This is a genomic window from Curtobacterium sp. MEB011 (assembly GCF_030209655.1).
GTDB classification, from domain to species: Bacteria; Actinomycetota; Actinomycetes; order Actinomycetales; family Microbacteriaceae; genus Curtobacterium; species Curtobacterium poinsettiae.
Genome location: NZ_JARVRN010000004.1, coordinates 162,647 through 175,527 on the forward strand (window position 1 = coordinate 162,647; position 12,881 = coordinate 175,527).

A 12,881-nucleotide genomic window follows, 5' to 3' on the forward strand; every position below is an offset into this window, starting at 1 on the left:
AGGCGGCAACGGCCTGGAGGCTCTCCACCGGTCCGGTGTGCGAGTCGCCTCGCGCCGTGGTCGCGTTCCATGCTGCGGGGATGAACGCGCTCGCCCGGACAGCACTGGTCCGTGTCCCGTCGGCCCTGCACGAGCCGGTACGCCTGTTCCACGGCGCCGCCGTCGAACGTCCGGAGTGGGAGGCGCTCTCACCCCTGGAACGCCGGCGACTGTTCGTCCGCGCACGGTACGGGTCCCTGCAGTCCGAGTGCGTCGTCTCGGGGACCTCGGCCGCGGCGCTCTGGGGCTTGCCTGACTTCGACGCGACCGACTGGCGGCTGCACGTGATCGACGTCCGGCTCGACAAGACGCACACCGGTCGAGGCGTCGTCCGTCACGCTGGGCGGATCCGGAACGGCGAACGCGTCGTGGTCGACGGGATCCCGACGACCTCGCTCGAGCGGACCGTGCTCGACATCGCGCGTCGACAGTCGTTCACCCACGCCGTCGTCGTGCTCGACCACGTGCTCCGGTCTGCCCTGGTCGGCCGCGAAGGGCTCGTCGCCGCACTCGCCGCGCTCGGACCACCCGGGCGCCTGCGCGGATGCCGACAGGCTGCCGCCGCGATCGACTTCGCCGATGCCCGTGCCGAATCGCCCGGCGAGTCGATCAGCCGCGTCACCGCCGGTGACCTCGGGGGTCCTGCTCCGGAGCTGCAGCGCGAGTTCGAGACACCGCTCGGCAGGTTCAGGACGGACTTCTGGTGGCCCGACGCCGGGGTGATCGGGGAGTTCGACGGTCGCTTGAAGTACGACGACCCTCGAGCGCTGTGGGACGAGAAGAACCGTGAGGACGCGCTCCGACGGCTACCCGAGGTGCGCGGGTTCGCGCGGTGGACGATGCGGGAGGCTGCGGATGCACGAGCGCTGGCTGCGGTGCTGTCGACTGCCGGGCTCCCCTTGTTCCGCGCAGCGCCGATCAGCGCACGTCGCCAGCCGGGCTCGTGAGCAGCGGCTGGCGGACAGCGCGAGACGCCGTCGTGTGGGTTGGGCGCCGCCGAGTCCCCGAGACGCCGCCGGATTCGGCGGCGTCTCGCGAGCACCGCGGCGTCGGAGCAGTACGACGGCGTCTTCACCCCGTCGCCCGCCCCGTCCCCCGCCCCGTCCCCCGCAGCTGCGTTCCCCGGCGGTAGTGTCGCGGCATGGTCAGCGCTGTCTCCCACACCACGATCGACTCCCGCGATGCCTACGCCCAGTCCGAGTGGTGGAAGCAGGTGCTCGGGTACGTGGACCTGCCCGACGACCCGAACGCTCCGGGGCACGAGGAGTGCGAGATCACAGCACCCGATCGATCGCACACGGTGCTGTTCCTCCAGGTGCCCGAGACGAAGACCGTGAAGAACCGGATCCACTTCGACCTGCGCCCCACCGACCGCACCCGCGACGAGGAGATCGAGCGGCTCCGCGGCATCGGTGCCGTGGAGCTCGCCGACCTGCGCCACCCGGACGGCGGATGGGTGGTCTTCGCCGACCCGGAGGGCAACGAGTTCTGCGTCCTGCGGTCCCAGGCCGAACTCGACGAGGAAGCCGGACAGCAGAGCTGACCGGGCCAGCACGGCTGGCCGGGCCAGCACGGCTGACCGGCCCGCCGTCCACCGGCGCGCCCCCGGGCCTCCCGAACACCCTGCCGGACCATCCGCCTGGCCCAGGTCAGGGCACCACGCCGGCACCGCAGCTCCTGCACGGATGCCTGTCCCCACGCACAGGAACGTCACGGCTCGGTAACGAAACACCTTTGCGTACCGCCCCGTCACACGGGCGAAACACATGGACCCTACGTTTCTCGACATCCAGTGGAGGCGTCGCATTCACCCGAAGCGGCACAGCCTCCGCGCAGAGAAAGGGCTCCACGGATGATCAGAACCACCCGTGCCACCGCGGCACTGGCGTTGGCGGGCGCAGCAGCCGTCCTCCTCGCCGCGTGTTCCACCACCGGCAGTGCTTCCCCCTCGAGCTCGGCGTCGAGCGATGCGAAGAAGGATCCCGCCGCCAGCTGCAAGGCCCCCGACACCCCTGGCACGGACGCGCTGAAGATCGGCACGATCCTGCCCCTGACCGGTTCGCTGGCCTACCTGAACCCGCCGGCCGAGTCCGGTGTCGGCCTGGCCGTCAAGGACATCAACGCCGCGGGCGGTGTCCTCGACAAGGACGTCACGATCGACCCGGCGACCGACTCCGGTGACAGCAACGACATGACCGTGTCGAGCTCCGCGGCGACGAAGCTCGTCAACGCGAAGGTCCCGGTCGCGATCGGCGCCGAGTCCTCGTCCGTCACGCTGAACGTCATCGACCAGCTGACCAGCAACTGCATCGTCGAGATCTCGCCGGCGAACACGGCGAGCGACCTCTCCGGGTACTCGTCGTACTACTACCGGACCGCACCGCCGGACTCGGTGCAGGGTTCCGCGCTCGGTCAGCTCGTGACCGGTGACGGCAATGCGAAGGTCGCCTTCCTGGTCTTCAACGACACGTACGGCACCGGCCTCCGCAACTCCGTGCAGGCCGCGGTCGAGGCTTCGGGCGGCCAGGTCGTCTACGGCGGCAAGGGCGAGGGCCAGGAGTTCCCGCCCGGCCAGACCACGTTCTCGTCCGAGGTGACCGCGGCACTGGCCCAGAAGCCCGACGCGATCGTCGTCCTGGCCTTCGACGAGACGAAGTCGATCATCCCGGAGCTCGTCTCGCAGGGGAACGAAGCGAAGATCTACATGTCCGACGGCAACACGGCGGACTACTCGAAGGACTTCGACAAGGGCACCCTGAGCGGCGCCCAGGGCACCATCCCCGGTGCCTCGCCGAAGGACGACTTCAAGAAGCAGCTCGCCGCGTTCTACAAGGACTCGTCGGGCAAGACGCTCGCCGACTACTCGTACGCGGCCGAGTCGTACGACGCCACGGTCCTCGCCGCCCTCGCTGCGGTGAAGGGCAAGGGCACCGACTCCGGCACGATCCAGGCCAACATGGCTGCGGTTTCGGGAGCTGACGGCGGCACGGAGTGTGCGACGTTCAAGGAGTGCAAGACGCTCCTGGACGACGGCAAGGACATCCACTACACCGGCCCGTCCGGCATCGGTCCGTTCGACGACAACAACGACCCGTCGAGCGCCTACATCGGCATCTACAAGTTCGACGGCGACAACAAGCCCGTCTACCAGAGCGCCATCCAGGGTGCGGTGAAGAAGTAGGGTTCAGCCCAGCACCGCTCGCGAAAGCGACAGGCCCCCGCGGAAGTTCCGCGGGGGCCTGTCGCTTTCGCGGTGGAGACCGGGTCAGACCGGCTCGGCCGGGGTGGGTGCGAGCGCCCGGCGGCGGGACGCGCGTGCGGCGGCGAACGAGTCCGCCGTCAGCACCACGAGCGCGAGCCACACGATGCCGAAGCCGAACCAGCGCCCGGCCGACATCTCCTCGTGCTGCACCAGGACCCCGACGAGCAGCTGCATCACCGGTGCCAGGTACTGGGTCAAGCCCAGGGTCGACAGGCTCACCCGGCGCGCCGACGAGGCGAAGAGCAGCAGCGGCACCGCGGTCGCCGGCCCGGTCAGCACGGTGATGACAGCGTGCCCCCAGCCCTCGCTCGTGAACGTCACGCCGCCGCCGAGCCCGGTCACACCGAGCACCACCAGCGCCACGACCGCGATCGGCAGCAGCCACACGGTCTCGATCGTCAGGCCGCTCAGCGCGTCCACGGTGCCGCCGACGCGCTTCTTCACCAAGCCGTACAGGCCGAACGAGAACGCCAGGGCCAGCGAGATCCACGGCATCTGCCCGTAGCCGATCGCGATGACCACGACCGCCACGACGCTCAACCCGACCGCGGCCCACTGCGCCGGACGCAGGCGTTCGCGCAGGACCACGACCCCGAGGGCGATCGTGACGAGCGGGTTGATGAAGTACCCGAGCGCGGCCTCGACCGTGTGACCGGTCGTCGTCGCGAGGACGTAGACGGTCCAGTTCACCAGGATCAGGACGGCGGCGAGCCCCATCACGAGCATCACGCGGCGCTGAGCCACCAAGGTGCGGGTGCGGAGCCACGACCGGGTGACCGCGATCGCCACCGCGCAGAACACCAGACCGAAGACGATCCGCCACGACACGATCTCGAACGCCGCCGCGGGGGCCATGGCCGCGAAGAGCAGGGGCATCAGCCCCCAGAGCCCGTAGGCCACGACGGCCTGCACCACGCCGACGGATGCCTCGCTGCGGACGGGTCGCGCCGGACTCGGTTCACTCACGGAACCATCCTAGGAACGACCGCCGTCCCAGGGACGTGCACCGGGCCTCCAGGCGGGCTGCAAGCGGGCTGCAAGCGGGCTGATCAGGACCGGAGCGCTCTGCAGACCGGCCCCGGACACACGAACGCCCCGTCGGCCCGAAGGCCGGACGGGGCGTCCGTCATGCGTACTGGACTCAGTGGACGATGACCGCGAGGACGTCGCGGGCCGACAGGACCAGCAGGTCCTCGCCCGAGTACTTGACCTCGGTTCCGCCGTACTTGGAGTAGATGACCTTGTCACCCACGGCGACGTCGAGCGGGACGCGGTTGCCGTTGTCGTCGATGCGACCCGGACCCACGGCGACGACCTCGCCCTCCTGGGGCTTCTCCTTCGCGGTGTCGGGGATGACCAGACCGGAAGCGGTGGTCTGCTCCGCCTCGACCTGGCGGATGACGATGCGATCCTCGAGCGGCTTGATGCTGACGGCCACGGTGACCTCTTCTTTCTCGGTACGGACTCGGTACAGATGAAAACCGGTTGGCACTTCGCACAGGAGAGTGCCAACGTCAACTCTAGGGGGCCACTGGCACTCGGTCAATCCGAGTGCCAGCACACCCGGAGAACACGCAGCACCTGCGAGGATCGACGCATGGACGCCGCCGAACTCACCGCACTGCTGACCCCGGACGGGATGGCCCTGCTCGACCGTACCCCCGGTGTCTCCGACGGCGGCGAGATCGTCCGCGTGGTGTCCCGGCTGCGCGCCGAGGGCCACGACCCACGGCTCGTCGCAGCCGTACTGACCCAGGCGAAGCTCCGGCTCAAGGCCCGCGGCAAGTTCGGTGACTTCGCGTCCCGGATGCTCTTCACCGAGGCCGGTCTCGAGCAGGCCACCCGACTACAGGTCGCGGCCCAGCACGCCGGACGCTTCGCCGCCGCGGGGCTCACCCGGGTCGCCGATCTCGGCTGCGGCATCGGCGGGGACGCCATGGCGATGGCGGCGCTCGACCTGGACGTCACCGCCGTCGACCGCGACGAGGTCACGGCTGCCGTCGCGACCCACAACCTGGCCCTCTGGCCGAACGCGCGGGTGGAGCTCGGCGACGCCGAGTCCTTCGACCTGTCCTCGGTGGACGGCGCGTGGATGGACCCCGCACGACGCACCTCCGGCCACTCCGACACCCGCCGGCTCGCCGACCCGGACGACTGGTCCCCCTCGCTCGACACGGTGTTCGCCGCAGCGACGACGACACCGACCGGCGTGAAGCTCGGACCCGGCATCGACCGCGACCTGATCCCGGACACCGCCGAGGCCCAGTGGACCTCCGTCGACCGCGAGGTCGTCGAGCTCGCCCTGTGGTTCGGCCCCCTCGCACGGCCCGGCATACGCCGCGCGGCCACCGTCATCGGCAGCCACGGCATCGCCGAGATGACCGGAGCGGCAGACGCCGACGACGCCGAGGTCGGACCGCTCGGCGCCTACCTGTACGAGCCGGACGGCGCCGTGATCCGCGCGCGACTGATCGGCGACCTGGCGAGGGGCCTCGACGGGCACATGCTGTCCGACGGCATCGCCTACGTCACGTCCGACCGGGCCGTCACGACACCCTTCGCGCAGGGGTTCCGGGTGCACGACACGATGCCGCTCGACGTCAAGCGGCTGGCCGCGCGGCTCGCCGCCGACGGCATCGGCACCGTCGAGATCAAGAAGCGCGGCGTCGACGTCGACCCGGCGCAGTTCCGCAAACGGCTGCGGTTGCGCGGATCGGGTCGCGTCACACTCGTGCTCACCCGCCTGGAGGGACGCCACACGGCGATCCTGTGCGAGCGGCTCACCGACACGGTCGGCTGACGGCCGGGGGCCGGGGGCCGCTCGCGGCCTCCGTCGCCCTGCGGCGACGTCAGCTGACGAAGGCCCCGGTGTTCGAGCTGTAGTCGGAGTAGTCGGAGTAGTCCGAGTAGTTCGACGAGTTCGCGATCGAGATCCACACCAGGGCGACGATCAGGATGAACAGGCCCGTCAGGACCCAGCCACCGATGATGCCGGCGAGCGCCAGGCCACGGCCGCCCTCGCCGCTCTGCTTGATCTTGCCGAGGGCGATGTGGCCCATGATCGCGCCGGCCGGGCTCGTCAGGATGATGATCGGCCAGATGATGACGCCGCCGAACGCGAAGACGATCGACAGGATCGACAGGACGTTCGTCTTCGGGCGCTGCGCGTAGGGCTGGTACGAGTACGGGTTGGCCGCGTACGGCTGCTGCTGCTGCGCGTACGGGTTCTGCTGCTGACCGTAGGGGTTCTGCGGTGCGCCGTACGCCTGCTGCTGCTGGGCCGCGTACGGGTTCTGCTGCTGACCGTACTGATTCGGCTGCTGCGGCTGCTGCTGCGGAGCGGCGTACGGGTTCTGCTGCTGACCGTACTGATTCGGCTGCGGCTGCTGCGGAGCGGCGTACGGGTTCTGCTGCTGCGGAGCGGCGTACGGGTTCTGCTGCTGCGGCGGCTGGCCGTACGGGTTCTGCTGCTGGCCGTACGGGTTCTGGGGCGCTTCCGGAGCCGACGGGGCCTGCGGCGCGTCAGGTGCTTGCGGGGCGTCCGGGGCGGGTGCACCGTCGGGCTGTCCGTTCGCCGCGCCGTTCGGCGTCTCGCCCGGCTTCGGCCACTCGTTCTGATCGGACACCGTCCACCCCTCTCGGGCGTCCGGTCTCTCCGACGCCCGTGTGAATTCTCCCACAGGCTCCCCCAGAAGGACCGGGGCCGAACTGGTCAGACCTGGACGGTCGTCACCGGCAGGGTCGAGTCCGCCGCGATGCCGAGGTCGCTCGGCGCGTGCCCCTCGGCCACGAGTCGGGCGCCGACGGCGGCGATCATCGCGCCGTTGTCCGTGCACAGGTCGAACGGCGGGATCCGCAGCCGCACGCCCACGGCCGCGCAGCGTTCCTCGGCGACCTGCCGCAACCGGGCGTTCGCGACGACGCCGCCACCGAGCAGCAGCCGGTCGACACCGGTGTCGCGGCAGGCGTTCAGGGCCTTGGTGAGCAGGACGTCGACGACGGCCTCGCGGAAGCTCGCGGCGACGTCGGCCACCGGCACCTCTCGGCCCTCGTCGCGGCAGCGTTCGACCCAGCGTGCCACCGCGGTCTTCAGCCCCGAGAACGAGAAGTCGTACCGGTGTGCGGCCATGTCCTTCGGCAGCGTCAGCCCGCGGGGGAACCGGATCGCCGTCGGGTCGCCCTCGGCCGCGGCCCGGTCGATCTGCGGGCCGCCGGGGTAGGGCAGTCCGAGCAGCCGCGCGACCTTGTCGAACGCCTCGCCCGCCGCGTCGTCGATCGTCTCGCCGAGCAGTTCGACGTCACCGACCAGGTCCCGCACCAGCAGCAGCGACGTGTGCCCACCTGAGACGAGCAGCGCGATCGTCGGCAGCTCGATCTCGCTGCCGTCCTCCCGCAGCACGTCGGCACCGACGTGCCCGACCAGGTGGTTGACGCCGTACAGCGGCTTGCCCGTGGCCACGGCGAGCGCCTTCGCTGCCCCCACCCCGACCATGAGCGCTCCAGCCAGACCCGGCCCGGCGGTCACTGCGACGGCGTCGAGTTCGTCGAGGGTGACGCCGGCACGCTCGAGCGCCTCGTGCAGCGTCGGGGTCATCGCCTCCAGGTGGGCCCGTGCGGCGACCTCGGGCACGACCCCGCCGTAGCGCGCGTGCTCGTCCATGCTCGAGGCGATCACGTTCGCCAGCAGGGTGTTCCCCCGCACGATCCCCACGCCCGTCTCGTCGCAGCTCGTCTCGATGCCGAGCACCAGTGGTTCAGTCGCGCTCACCGAGGGCCTCCTGTCCGATGGGTCCGACGTCCGACGACGGTTCCGCGTCCGGGCCGGGCAGCTCCGCCCGCATCACCCACGCGTCGACGCCGTCCGGTTGGTAGTAGCGCGGCCGGGTCGCGATGTGCTCGAACCCGAACGCCGTGTACATTGCCTGCGCCACGGGATTGTCCGCCCGCACCTCGAGGAACACCTCACGCACACCGCGGCGCCGGGCCTCGTCGAGCAGTTCCGTGAACAGGACCCGTCCGAGCCCCTTGCCGCGCTGATCGGCGGCGACCGCGATGGTCTGCACGTCGGCCACCGGGTTGCCCGCCAGGGACGAGAGTCCGGCGTACCCGACGACCATCGGCGCTGCGGTGTCGTCGACGGTCTCGATCACGACGTAGTACCCGTGCGGTGAGTACAGCTCGCCCGACATCTGCGACGCCGACCAGGCGTCCGTCGGGAACGAGACGTGCTCGAGCCACATGATGTCGTCGAGGTCCTGCGGGTGGGCTCGGCGCAGGCGGAGCGCGTCCGGCAGGGTCACTGCTTCACCCGTTTCGGCGCACCGGGCACCGTGACGTCGGGGTCACGCAGGTACAGGGGGGTGTCCTGGTCGAACGCCGCGCCGGACGCGAGTCGGCCCGCGGCGAGCGCGCCGAGCCTCCAGGCCGGGATGGACGTGACGGTCACGCGGTCCCAGTCCACGGCTGCGGGCCGGGAGGCGCGGATCGCGTCGTCGAGATCGGCGGGCTTGGCGAGTCCGGGGCCGGCCACGCGGACGCCGTCGGCGTCGTAGGCGCTCCAGTAGACCTCGCGGCGGCGGGCGTCCGTGAGGACGACGAAGGGGCCGGCGAGGCCGGCGACGCGCTGGTCGAGGGCGACGGCGTCGTGGCTGACGAGCGGCAGGACGGGGACGCCGCGGGCTGCCGCGAAGGTGCGGGCGGCGGCGATGCCGACCCGCAGGCCGGTGAAGGGGCCCGGACCCATGCCGGCGACGACACCGGTGACCTCGGCGCCGGTGATGCCCGCCTCGGCGAGGGTGTCGGCGAGGAACGGGCCGATCACCTCGGCGTGCCGGCGGCTGTCCTCGGTGTCGCGGGTCGCGAGGGCCTGGCCGGTGACCGGGTCGACGACGGCGACGGAGGTCCCGGCGGAGGTGTCGATCGCGAGCAGCACCCGTCCATCGTAGGCGGCGGTCAGCGCACCGGCAGTCCCAGGGACCACGCGACCTCGTGCTCCAGCTGCCCCGTCCGGCGGAACAGGCGGACCTGGTGGGTGTCCGGCAGCGCGGCAGCCAGGGCCTGTCGGTCCGCGGGTGCGAAGCCGAGCGACTGCCAGAACGGACCGGAGCGACGGGAGAACAGCCACGCACGCCGGGCGCCGGCCTCGGTGGCCCGGTCGATCGCGAACCGTGCGAGGCGGGTGCCGGCTCCGGACCCGCGGTGCTGCGGAGCGACGGCCACGCTGCGGACGAGGACGTGCACGCCGTCCGCGCTCGACTCGAAGCCGGTGCTGCCGATCACGCTGCCGTCGTCGGCGCGGTCGGTCCAGAGCCGCACGGTCGGGACGTCGAGCCCGGCCAGGGTCAGGTCGGCCTCGACGAGGAACGCCCGGAGCGCCTCGACGTCGTCCGCGGTGACGGGCCGCAGGGTCAGAGGACCACGCCCTGCCAGCGCGGACCGGAGGCGGTGACGACGACCCGGCGGGGCTCGTCGGGGACGTCGTCCGGGTCCGTGTCGTCGGGAGCTGCGGGTCCGGCGTCGGCACCGGTCGCCCGCGTGATCTCGACGTCGAGCAGGCTGTCGCTGACGCCGTCGACCATCCCGCGGCCCCACTCGACCACCACGATCGCGGCGTCCCAGTCGAGGTCGAGGTCGTCGAGCTCGACCGGGTCGGACAGGCGGTAGGCGTCCACGTGCACCAGGTCCGGCCCGGCGGTGGTCGGGTGTGTCCGGGCGAGGACGAAGGTCGGGCTGGACACCTGTCCACGCGCACCGAGTGCTGCGCCGAGCCCACGGGTCAGGGTCGTCTTGCCGGCGCCGAGGGGGCCGGTCAGCACGACGAGGTCTCCGGCGCGCAGCACCCGGGCCAACCGGGCACCGAGCTCCCCCATCGCCTCGGTGCCGTCGACGGTGGTGTCGAGCAGGACGTGGGACGACCCGGTCACGGCCGCTCGCCCCGCAGGTACTCCCCGACGCGTCCCTCGATGTCGTGACCCTCGTAGGACCGGGGCACACGGCTGCCGATCCGGCAGACGATCTCTTCACCGATGGTCTCGAGCGCCGCGCCCCACTCGAGCACGGTCATCTCGTCGTGCTCGCCGGTGCCGAAGAGGACGACGGTGTCACCGGTCCGCACGTCGTCGTCGCCGACGTCCACCAGGAACTGGTCCATCGCGACGCGGCCGGCGATCGGGTAGCGCTTGCCGCCGATCGCGACCTCGATGCGGCCCTGCGCCAGTCGCGGGACCCCGTCGGCGTACCCGACGGGCACGAGCGCCAGGGTCGTCTCGGTCGCGGTGCGGTACGTGTAGTCGTACGAGACGCCGGTGTCGACGGGGACACGCTTCGTCTTCGCCACCGACGCGGTCAGGGTCATCACCGGCTCGAGCCCGAGGTCTGCTGCCGAGACCCCGTCGGCCCCGGGGATGCCGAACAGGTTCGCACCCATCCGGACCATGTCCTTGCGGAACTCCTTGCGTTCCAGCCCCGCGAGCGACGCGGCGACGTGCTCCGTCGGGACGTCGAGCCCCAGGTCCTCGGCGATCTCGATCGCGGCGTCGAACACGGCGACCGCGGCGCTGTCCTCGTGGTCGGACGACTCCGCCAGGTGCGTGTAGGCGGCGACGACCTCGATGCGGCCGTTCCGCTGGGCGTCCCGCGCGGCCTCGACGAGGGCCGGCCAGTCCGCGGGGGCCGCGCCGTCGCGGTGCAGTCCGGAGTCGACGCCCAGGTGGACCCGGGCGGGGCGCTGGTCGACGGCGTCGACGATGCGCTGCAGTTCGGCGACGTTCGAGACACCGAGGTCGACGGCCGAGTCGATGGCGTCACGGAAGTCCAGGTCAGGGTCGTGCTGCCAGGTGAACAGGTGGACGTCCTCACCCACCCCGATCGACCGCAGGCGCAGGGCGGCGGGGACCGTCAGCACACCGATCCACCGGATGCCGGCGTCGACTGCGGCGAGCGCGATCGGTTCGAGGCCGTGCCCGTACGCGTCGGCCTTCATGATCGCCATGACCTCGACCGGTTCCATCCACTCGCGGACACGCTCGAGGTTGGCGCGGTACGCGTCGAGGTCGATGCGTGCCTGACGCAGCGGTGCGGAGCTCACGTGGTCCTCCGTTCCACGCTGCGGCCGATCCGGGCGACCACCTCGTAGTTGATCGTGCCGATGGCGTCGGCCCAGTCCTCGACGGCGGGGTCGCCGTTCGCGGGGTCGCCCCACAGCACGGCCTCGTCGCCGACCTGCACGTCCGCGTCGCCGACGTCGACGTGCATGGCGTTCATCGCGACGCGTCCGACCACCGGGAACGTGCGGTCCCCGATGCGCACCGAGACCCGGTTGCCGAAGTCGCGGTCGAAGCCGTCCGCGTAGCCCAGGCCGATCACAGCGAGGCGGGTTTCCGTCTCGGCGCGCCAGGTGTACCCGTACGAGACGCCGTCACCCGCGGCGACCGGCACGGTGCGGAGCACGGCGGCGGTGACCCGCATCGCCGGACGCAGCCCCAGGTCGGCCGAGGTGCGGCCGTCGAAGGGGCTCAGTCCGTACAGGGCGAGTCCGACGCGGGACAGGTCGTGGCGGGTCTCCGGCACGGCGATGCTCGCGGCACTCGCGGCGAGGTGCACCACGTCCGGCACGATGCCGTTCGCGGCGAGACCGTCCAGCGCACGCTGCAGTGCGGCGTCCTGGTCGAGGTCGTCGGTGCGCGAGGCGTTCGACAGGTGCGACATGAGCCCCTCGACCCGGGTGCGGTTGCCGCCGCGGGCCAGGGCACCTGCGGTCGCGAAGAGCTCGGCCCACTCGGACTCGACGGCCCCGTTGCGGCTCAGGCCCGTGTCGACGCACAGGTGCACGGCACGGACGTCGGAGTCGGCGGCGGCGGACAGCTGCTCGACGCTCGACACCGCCGGCGTGACGTCGAACTGCGCGGCGCGACGGAAGTCCTCGTCGGGGGCGTGCAGCCACGTGAGGATCCGGACCCCCTCGTCGATCCCGCCCTGCCGGAGCGCGACGGCCTCGTCGATGTCGGCGACCCCGAGCCACTCGGCGCCCGCGTCGACGAAGGCCTGCGCGGCGTCGAGGGCCCCGTGGCCGTAGGCGTTCGCCTTGACGACCGCGATGACACCAGCCGGGGCGACCCGGTCGGCGATCGTCGCGTAGTTCTCGATCAGGGCTCCGCGATCGATCGTGATGCCGGTGAACGCACTCACCGGGCCGTTCCTTCCAGGACCACGTCTGTTCCTTCCAGGACCACGAACGCGGTCGCGATCCCTCCATCATGCGAGAGCGACAGGTGCACGCTCGTCACGCCACGCGCATCCGCGACCCGGCGCGCACCCTGGCGCAGGGTGAGCGAGGGGTTCCGCTGGTCGTCGGACACGACCTCGAGGTCCTGCCAGCTGAGCCCGGCGCTCGACCCGAAGGCCTTGATCAGTGCTTCCTTGGCGGCGAACCGTGCCGCCAAGGACGCGATCGGACGGGGTTCGCCGTCACGGACCTGCTCGGACGGCGTGAACAACCGCGCCCGCATCGCCGGTGTGCGTTCCAGCACCCGTTCGAACCGCTCCAGGTCGACCACGTCGACCCCGATCCCGATGATCACCG

General features: G+C 71.5%; 15 protein-coding genes. 4 read left to right on the forward strand and 11 right to left on the reverse strand.

Annotation, left to right across the window (positions count from 1 at the left end):
- Nucleotides 1-80: 80 nt before the first annotated feature.
- The 3 genes from QRN30_RS06375 to QRN30_RS06385 all read left to right on the forward strand — a co-directional run bounded on the left by QRN30_RS06375 (nt 81) and on the right by QRN30_RS06385 (nt 3,220).
- Nucleotides 81-986, forward strand: coding sequence for a type IV toxin-antitoxin system AbiEi family antitoxin (locus QRN30_RS06375; RefSeq protein ID WP_284760666.1), 906 nt, complete (start codon nt 81-83; stop codon nt 984-986).
- A gap of 194 nt (nt 987-1,180) precedes the next feature.
- On the forward strand, nt 1,181-1,582 hold the full coding sequence (locus tag QRN30_RS06380) for a VOC family protein (RefSeq protein ID WP_194653272.1): 402 nt from the start codon (nt 1,181-1,183) through the stop codon (nt 1,580-1,582).
- A gap of 309 nt (nt 1,583-1,891) precedes the next feature.
- Nucleotides 1,892-3,220: an ABC transporter substrate-binding protein gene (locus tag QRN30_RS06385; RefSeq protein WP_031259028.1), complete on the forward strand. Its 1,329-nt coding sequence runs from the start codon at nt 1,892-1,894 to the stop codon at nt 3,218-3,220.
- Between the two features lie 84 nt (nt 3,221-3,304).
- Here QRN30_RS06385 and rarD read toward each other — a convergent pair whose 3' ends face one another.
- Nucleotides 3,305-4,267, reverse strand: coding sequence for an EamA family transporter RarD (gene rarD / locus QRN30_RS06390; protein ID WP_284760669.1), 963 nt, complete (start codon nt 4,265-4,267; stop codon nt 3,305-3,307).
- Nucleotides 4,268-4,442: 175 nt separating this feature from the next.
- On the reverse strand, nt 4,443-4,739 hold the full coding sequence (gene groES, locus QRN30_RS06395) for a co-chaperone GroES (RefSeq protein WP_017885484.1): 297 nt from the start codon (nt 4,737-4,739) through the stop codon (nt 4,443-4,445).
- 159 nt (nt 4,740-4,898) lie between these two features.
- Here groES and QRN30_RS06400 point away from each other — a divergent pair, with 159 nt between their 5' ends.
- Nucleotides 4,899-6,101: a class I SAM-dependent methyltransferase gene (locus QRN30_RS06400; protein WP_284760670.1), complete on the forward strand. Its 1,203-nt coding sequence runs from the start codon at nt 4,899-4,901 to the stop codon at nt 6,099-6,101.
- Nucleotides 6,102-6,150: 49 nt separating this feature from the next.
- Here the strand turns inward: QRN30_RS06400 and QRN30_RS06405 are convergent, their stop codons facing one another.
- From QRN30_RS06405 to QRN30_RS06445, 9 genes are all read right to left on the reverse strand, one after another.
- Complete coding sequence (locus QRN30_RS06405; protein WP_284760671.1) at nt 6,151-6,927, reverse strand: DUF4190 domain-containing protein; 777 nt, start codon at nt 6,925-6,927, stop codon at nt 6,151-6,153.
- A gap of 86 nt (nt 6,928-7,013) precedes the next feature.
- Nucleotides 7,014-8,069: a tRNA (adenosine(37)-N6)-threonylcarbamoyltransferase complex transferase subunit TsaD gene (tsaD, locus tag QRN30_RS06410; protein WP_031259030.1), complete on the reverse strand. Its 1,056-nt coding sequence runs from the start codon at nt 8,067-8,069 to the stop codon at nt 7,014-7,016.
- Nucleotides 8,056-8,601 (reverse strand): ribosomal protein S18-alanine N-acetyltransferase, encoded by a 546-nt coding sequence (gene rimI / locus QRN30_RS06415; RefSeq protein WP_017885488.1) that lies wholly within the window; start codon nt 8,599-8,601, stop codon nt 8,056-8,058. Before rimI ends, tsaD begins: the two co-directional genes overlap by 14 nt.
- Nucleotides 8,598-9,233 (reverse strand): tRNA (adenosine(37)-N6)-threonylcarbamoyltransferase complex dimerization subunit type 1 TsaB, encoded by a 636-nt coding sequence (gene tsaB / locus QRN30_RS06420; RefSeq protein WP_284760672.1) that lies wholly within the window; start codon nt 9,231-9,233, stop codon nt 8,598-8,600. Before tsaB ends, rimI begins: the two co-directional genes overlap by 4 nt.
- Nucleotides 9,234-9,253: 20 nt before the next feature.
- Nucleotides 9,254-9,616 carry a GNAT family N-acetyltransferase gene (locus tag QRN30_RS06425; RefSeq protein ID WP_308159306.1) on the reverse strand — a complete coding sequence of 121 codons (363 nt, stop codon included), beginning with the start codon at nt 9,614-9,616 and terminating at the stop codon, nt 9,254-9,256.
- A gap of 92 nt (nt 9,617-9,708) precedes the next feature.
- Entirely contained in the window at nt 9,709-10,224 is a 516-nt protein-coding gene (gene tsaE / locus QRN30_RS06430) for a tRNA (adenosine(37)-N6)-threonylcarbamoyltransferase complex ATPase subunit type 1 TsaE (RefSeq protein ID WP_017885491.1), read from the reverse strand.
- The gene (alr, locus tag QRN30_RS06435) at nt 10,221-11,387 is read right to left on the reverse strand and encodes an alanine racemase (RefSeq protein WP_284760673.1); all 1,167 of its coding nucleotides are present in this window, start codon (nt 11,385-11,387) and stop codon (nt 10,221-10,223) included. Before alr (QRN30_RS06435) ends, tsaE begins: the two co-directional genes overlap by 4 nt.
- Nucleotides 11,384-12,487, reverse strand: a complete 1,104-nt coding sequence (gene alr / locus QRN30_RS06440) for an alanine racemase (RefSeq protein WP_284760674.1) — start codon at nt 12,485-12,487, stop codon at nt 11,384-11,386. The genes alr (QRN30_RS06435) and alr (QRN30_RS06440) overlap by 4 nt, the downstream gene beginning before the upstream one ends.
- A complete protein-coding gene (locus tag QRN30_RS06445) occupies nt 12,484-12,879 on the reverse strand; it encodes a holo-ACP synthase (RefSeq protein WP_017885494.1) in 396 nt (131 codons plus the stop codon). Before QRN30_RS06445 ends, alr (QRN30_RS06440) begins: the two co-directional genes overlap by 4 nt.
- Nucleotides 12,880-12,881 lie beyond the last annotated feature (2 nt).

Excerpts from the sequence above, each read along its gene's own strand:
- QRN30_RS06375 (WP_284760666.1), top strand. The coding sequence starts at position 81 with ATGAACGCGCTCGCCCGGACAGCACTGGTCCGTGTCCCGTCGGCCCTG.
- QRN30_RS06385 (WP_031259028.1), top strand. The coding sequence starts at position 1,892 with ATGATCAGAACCACCCGTGCCACCGCGGCACTGGCGTTGGCGGGCGCA.
- QRN30_RS06400 (WP_284760670.1), top strand. The coding sequence starts at position 4,899 with ATGGACGCCGCCGAACTCACCGCACTGCTGACCCCGGACGGGATGGCC.
- QRN30_RS06380 (WP_194653272.1), top strand. The coding sequence starts at position 1,181 with ATGGTCAGCGCTGTCTCCCACACCACGATCGACTCCCGCGATGCCTAC.